The organism is Leptotrichia sp. (assembly GCF_057270615.1).
Genome location: NZ_DBHIXN010000022.1, coordinates 1 through 6264 on the forward strand (window position 1 = coordinate 1; position 6264 = coordinate 6264).

Below are 6264 nucleotides of genomic sequence, written 5' to 3' on the forward strand. Positions count from 1 at the left end.
TGATGGAAGCTAGATTTGATAAATACTGTATTGCTTTTTTCCCTATTTTCTGTCTGAATCTCTTTTTCTCACTTGATCCCATTTCAGCATATTTGGTTATCTCTTCTGCTACACCTTCCTCCCCTGTTTTCTTATCCAAATCCAGTGAAACTATATCTCCCGTTACTTTTATATACTCCCCTTCCCTAAACTGAAAATATGCAAACCTATTTTCCCTCCAGCTTGCATTTTCCTTATCTTTCAGCATTATTGACGTAATTTCACTACTTCCTTTTAAAAATTCTATTTTTGTTATGTATACTGGCAGCAGCAGTATCTTGCTACGTGCCACCCGCTGATTTGACTTCAGCTCCTTCTTTAATTGCTTCATTGTTTCACCAAAAGGATCGTCCTTAAATTTTTCCAGTGCTTCCATAAACTTTTTTGAATTCATCCTGTCGCTCACTGGACTAAAGAATACTAATGCTTTCATATGATTTTTCCTCCTTATATTATTAGCATTTCCTCTATTTGCAATGTTTCTTCTACTCCAATTACTCCTACGTGATATTTCCACATTACTCTAACTTTGTATTCAAAAGGAATAAAGAAACTTGATAATACTTTTACTTTCATTCGATTATTTTTTGTTTTTTCTGAATTTATATATAAAAGAAAATTTCTTAATTTAGTTTTATCCCTATAAACAATAGAATCGCTAAATATTTCCTTAAATGCTCGCAAAAAAATATTAAAACTGCTATCCTCCTCATAATATTTTTTTATATATTTAGCTATAATCCTTTTTTCCTTTTTATTCAAATATTTAAAATAATTTTGAACTTCTTCACCAAATTTACCATTTTGAACATCATTTATAATAAAGTTTAAGATAATATCATAAGCATTCAGCCCTTCCATCAAATCTACATTTCCAAATAGATGAAAATATAAATTATTCAAACTTTCTTTTAATATTATTTCCCTGTTTTTATCATTTTCTGATTTTTCAATAATTAACCCTTCAAATCTCAAATATGGATTAACAGGAACTTTATTATCCACAGTTTTATTGTTTGAAATAACATCATTATTAACTTCAAAATATGCCCCTATCCTGCTTTCTGGAACAAAAAAGTTTATCTGTTTCCTTTTTTCATCATCTTCAAAATAGTCTTGCAATATGCTCCATATATATTTATAATTTTCTTTTTTATTCAACATATTCATCAACTACTTTAAAATTATATTGTGGATAAGAATATTCTAGTTCGCTTACAAAAAATGACATTAGTTTTACAAACTCTTCTTTGGGAATATTATTATTTTTTATTTTCAGAGTTACTCCCTGCTTTAATCTCTCGTCCAAATCAAAATCAAATTTTATAAACTCATTCAACTTTTTCAATTTTAAATACTTGGTTCCATTAAATATTTCAGGATAAATTTTATCTACTTTTAAGCCTTCAAATATTCTGTAAGAATTTAAGAATCTGTTTAATTCCACTTTTGTCCGTATTTTATTATTTAAATTTACTATTCTTTCATTAATTTGTGCATTTGAATAAATTTTAAAATCCAATTCTTTTTCGTATTTTATATTTGAAAAATCCATAAATTCCCATACTTCCCATATTAGATCCTGTTTTTCATTCGATAAAACATTTATATTTTCTGCTTCATCTCTATATACTAAAAAAAATGGTTTATTGTTACTTGAATTTATTAAAATATTTCTATTTTGATTATAATCCAGTCTATATTTATAAACTATTCTTTCTTCATCAGGTTGAACAAAATCTTCGGACTGAACACTTATTCTATTAATATTCCAAACTAAAAATACATTCTTTTTTGCCTTAATTTCCATTTCTTCCAAATCATATTCAAAATTTTGAATATCTTGCAAATCAATATATTCTTTTTCAAATTCATCTAAAATAATATCATAAAAATTATCATTATAAAACGAATTTATAGTTTTCCATTCTCTTCCATTTTTTTGAAAAAGATAATATAATTCTTGAATTTTTTCATTATATTTTTTATTTTTTTCAATTCTTATTTTGACAGGAAATTTTTCACCATTTTTTTCAATATAACTGTTAAATTTTCTATTTTCTAAATTTTTAATTTCTTCATCAGAAAGTTCCATATATACAGTTTGCACAACCATATTTTTTTTTGTAATGATATTTCTTATATTTATTCCTTTTTTAGTTTTATCTGAAAAGTCAACCATATCTACAGGAGAAAAAACTCCATCATTTAATCTATATTCTTCTTCGCTCATTACAGTCATACATATATCAAGTTTCTTTTTTTCTGTATTCAATGTTTCTTCCACTTTTTTTTCAATTATATTTATTCTTTGTTCTAAATACTTTTCAATTTCTTCAAAACTTTCTAAAATATTTTCCTTGAAAAATTTTTGCAAAGCTTCACTTTCAAATTCCAAGATTTGACGTTTTATAATCTCTGTTGTATCTTTCATATTTTTTTATATAAATATTAATAATAATTTATTAAATACTATATACTCCTCTCCTAATATCAAAATTTATATTTTAAATTTAAACCATTGAATTTTTGACCACTTTGTTTTTCATAAACATAAAATTCCTCTATTCTTCTATTTCATATACTATATTTGCTGCTTTTGCTTCCATCTCTTCATCCATCTGAATATTCATCTTAGTAGCATTAAATTTAATTATTTCATTCATTATATTATCTTTATTAGCATTTTCTAAAGTCCCATTTACATATGATAAAGTTTTTGTAATATTAACTACTACTTCCTCACCAATTTGTGGTTTTATCGTAAGAGAATTTCCTTTGGAATATCCACTATTAGATAATATTTCAAATCCATAAAAATATTCATTTTCAACTTTAACTGTTTCATTTACTTTGTCAGTATCATTAACTTCTACTGTTTTTGAAGATTTTTCTCCTGCCATTTCAGCTGTATAAACACCATTTTCTGCACCCTCTATATCTTGCCTGTACTCCTTATTAGTAAATTTAACCCCCAAATTTTTTAAAAAATCATCAAAATTAACTCTTACACCAATATATTTAGTTTTTTCAACTTTTGATTCAATAGTTTTTTTATTTGTTTCAATCATTTTTTCTATATTTTCTAATCTTTTACTTAATTGTTTTCTCTTTTCTTCTATTTCTTTTTGAGGAACCTTTGAAGAACTTATATTTATGTTCTGTTCTTTTGATAATAAATCATGTTCTTCTTGTTTCAACTCTAATTTCCTTTTTTCTAATTCCTTATCAAAATTAATTAGAAACTGTTTTTTTTCTTCAATAATTTCATCAACCTTTTCCATATTTTCAACACTTTCAACTTTTCCAACTAATTGTATTGCATCAACTTCCTGTTGTGTTACTTTTAATTCATTTACTATTTCATCTAAAGTTGCACTTGCATAATAATATTCTGTTCCAGTTGTATCTTTTATCACTATTTTACTTTTATAAATACAATATCCAGCATAGTAATCTCCAATTTCCCTAATTTCTCTAATTTGGTTCTTTGTTTCAAAATTTAATTTAATTTTCTCTATAATATTTTCTTCTTCTTCTGATTTTTTAGAAAATCCAATTACAATACTTTTCCCTTTTACATAAACTGGTATTTTAAAACTTTCAAAATACATAATTTTTTTTAAAAATTCCCAATATGTTGTATTTAACATAAGAATAGGATTATATTTTTTTATATTCAAAAATGGAAATCTTTCATTTTTTATATCAAAAGAAATTGTTGAAAATTCTGATTTTTCTTTTATATTATCAGCTTCATTTAATAAATACTTTTTTACTTTACTTTGAAATTTTTTTAAGAAAAATTCTATTGAATATCCTGTTTTAAAATCAATATATTGGGGAAATCTGTCTATCAATTTTGAAATTGAAAATGCTTCTAATTTATATTTTCTTATGCTTTCATCTTTCTGAAAACTATTTACAACTCCATAAAATAATGTTTTCCCATCTACAGTATTAATGCCTATATACACTCTATTTCGAGTTAAATTTGGCGATAGTTCTAACATTTTTTTTACTATATCTTCTGTATATCTATCACTTTTTAGATTAGTAAAACTCATAGTTAATTTTGAATGATCTAACATACTATTTGTTATTTCTAACTCTATACTTTTTAATAATAAATATGTTTTTTCATTTGCTCTAACAGTACTAGTAACTTTTTTTATATTTACATTACTATTTTTAGTTTTAGAAGTTTCATCTTGATTATCATTTCCACTTGTACTTATCAAATAAATTTGTAAATTTCCAAGTAATTCAGTTTGATTTTTATCAATACTTTTACTTATTCTTTGGTTTATTTCTATTGGAGAAATTGTCATTTTTTCACCTTCCTTATTTTATTTTTTATAATTTTATATTTTCATCTTCTTTAATATTTATTTTATTTATAGCATATTTTAATATTTCTTTTATTTCCTTTATTTCATCATTAGACAGTACTTCTTTTACATCATTTGTTTCAAAAAGACTATTTTCTTTCTTACAAATCCATCCAACACCAGTTTTTAAATTTTGTTCACATTGAATTTTACTGGCTTCATAATCTCCGTAAACTATAATATTTTTTATTTTAAAATTTTCTGGATTAGCATCTTTAAAGGCTATCTCATATTTTAATTTTCCGTTTTTATCATAAAAATAATTCAATCCATTAACTAATCCATTGTCTTTACTGTCTTCAGGATACTCAATTTTTACTTTTAATTTCCTTCCAAGTTCATCATTCAATTTTACAGTTTTATATTTATAACCTACTCCATTTTCTTTATCTACAGCAATAGCTTCTATATGGATTTCTTCAGGCCCATTTGGATAATAGAAATATAAATCTGCTTCCATATTTTCTCCTATTTCAAGTGTTCTTTTAAAGCTGCTTTTATCATACCATTCAGTAATATTTCTTAATTTCCCATTTTTATAAAATTTTTGAGATTTTCCCTCGCCACTTTCGTAATACTCTTGAGTCCAACCTTCCAGTATACCATTTTTAACTCCTAAAATTAACCTCACCTTGCCATTTTCATAAAATTTAAAACTAAGAAAATCAAGTTTTCCATTTTTTATAATAGATAAGTCAATAATATTTCCTTTTTTATCTCCGGTTACAATTACGCCATTAAAAGGCGAATCTTCTCCTTTAGCATATATTATGCCATTAACTTTTTTACTTTCTTCTTTAGATATTATTCTATCAGTTTCAAAATTTTTTATTTGATCATACATATTTAATCTTTTCAAACCATTTATTTCCGATAATTTTATTGCATTTAAAACAGAAGAAATTCCTAATAAAATTACCATTATTAATTTTTTCATTTCTCTATCCTTTCACTACAGCCCAAAAACCTTCAACACAGGCAACAAATAGTTAATCCAGTCCTTCGTTCCTCTCTGCTTATAAATAACTGTCGGATACTCCTTCTCTCTTTTGAATGTCCCATCCTTCTTGTATTCCTTACAAGTCCAGCTTCCATTTGGTTTCTCCTCACAGTGCATTGCAACCTTATCGCTGTTGTCATAATATTCAATATAATATTGTGAGGGTTTTGCTGGTTCATTCCACTCTCCACCAGCAATAAACTCATATTTTAATCGGTTATTTTCATAAAATTTCTGTTTCTGTCCAACTGTACTGTCATTTTTAAACTGCATTTCTGCAAATAAATTTCCTTTTTTATCATATAACAAAGATTTTCCATCAAAAATGTTTTGATTTCTTACATTAGGATCTTTTAAAAGTTCTACTTCAGCAGATTTTATTCCATTTTCATAGTATCCTATCAAATTAGTTTTAATATCGTCATAAAAAAATAATCTTTTTTGTAATCTTCCACTTTTATAATATACATAACTTTCTCCATTTACTCTACCATTTTTATAAAAATAAAGTGCATAGATATTAATCCCATCTTTTCGATAAATCTGTACTCCTGTAAATGGTTGATTTTCATTTTTTAAATATAATAATCCATCATTTCTTCTTTTGACTTCACTACTATCTTCATATATTTGATTCGTATTTCTTTTTTTTATTTCATTATAATTGCTTAATTTATTTATATCTTGTACTTCTAGTAAAGTTTTTGACATTATAAAGGAATTGAAAAACAAAAATAATATAACAATTCTTTTAATTAGTTCCATCTTCATTTTTTAATCCTCCAATAATCTCCTCAGCACTATCCCATAAATCCGCCACTCTATTCTTAAAAA

Annotated in this window: 6 protein-coding genes; all 6 read right to left on the reverse strand. The window is 24.8% G+C overall.

Annotation, left to right across the window (positions count from 1 at the left end):
* On the reverse strand, nt 1-472 hold a 472-nt coding region (locus ACO409_RS05580), incomplete at its 3' end, for a hypothetical protein (RefSeq protein ID WP_485555615.1).
* 14 nt (nt 473-486) lie between these two features.
* On the reverse strand, nt 487-1203 hold the full coding sequence (locus ACO409_RS05585) for a hypothetical protein (RefSeq protein WP_314392036.1): 717 nt from the start codon (nt 1201-1203) through the stop codon (nt 487-489).
* Entirely contained in the window at nt 1193-2473 is a 1281-nt protein-coding gene (locus tag ACO409_RS05590) for a hypothetical protein (protein WP_485555617.1), read from the reverse strand. Before ACO409_RS05590 ends, ACO409_RS05585 begins: the two co-directional genes overlap by 11 nt.
* A 130-nt stretch (nt 2474-2603) precedes the next feature.
* The gene (locus tag ACO409_RS05595) at nt 2604-4370 is read right to left on the reverse strand and encodes a hypothetical protein (RefSeq protein WP_178938316.1); all 1767 of its coding nucleotides are present in this window, start codon (nt 4368-4370) and stop codon (nt 2604-2606) included.
* Nucleotides 4371-4395: 25 nt separating this feature from the next.
* Nucleotides 4396-5367 carry a toxin-antitoxin system YwqK family antitoxin gene (locus ACO409_RS05600; RefSeq protein ID WP_178938317.1) on the reverse strand — a complete coding sequence of 324 codons (972 nt, stop codon included), beginning with the start codon at nt 5365-5367 and terminating at the stop codon, nt 4396-4398.
* Nucleotides 5368-5382: 15 nt separating this feature from the next.
* Nucleotides 5383-6201: a toxin-antitoxin system YwqK family antitoxin gene (locus tag ACO409_RS05605; RefSeq protein WP_146995872.1), complete on the reverse strand. Its 819-nt coding sequence runs from the start codon at nt 6199-6201 to the stop codon at nt 5383-5385.
* Nucleotides 6202-6264 lie beyond the last annotated feature (63 nt).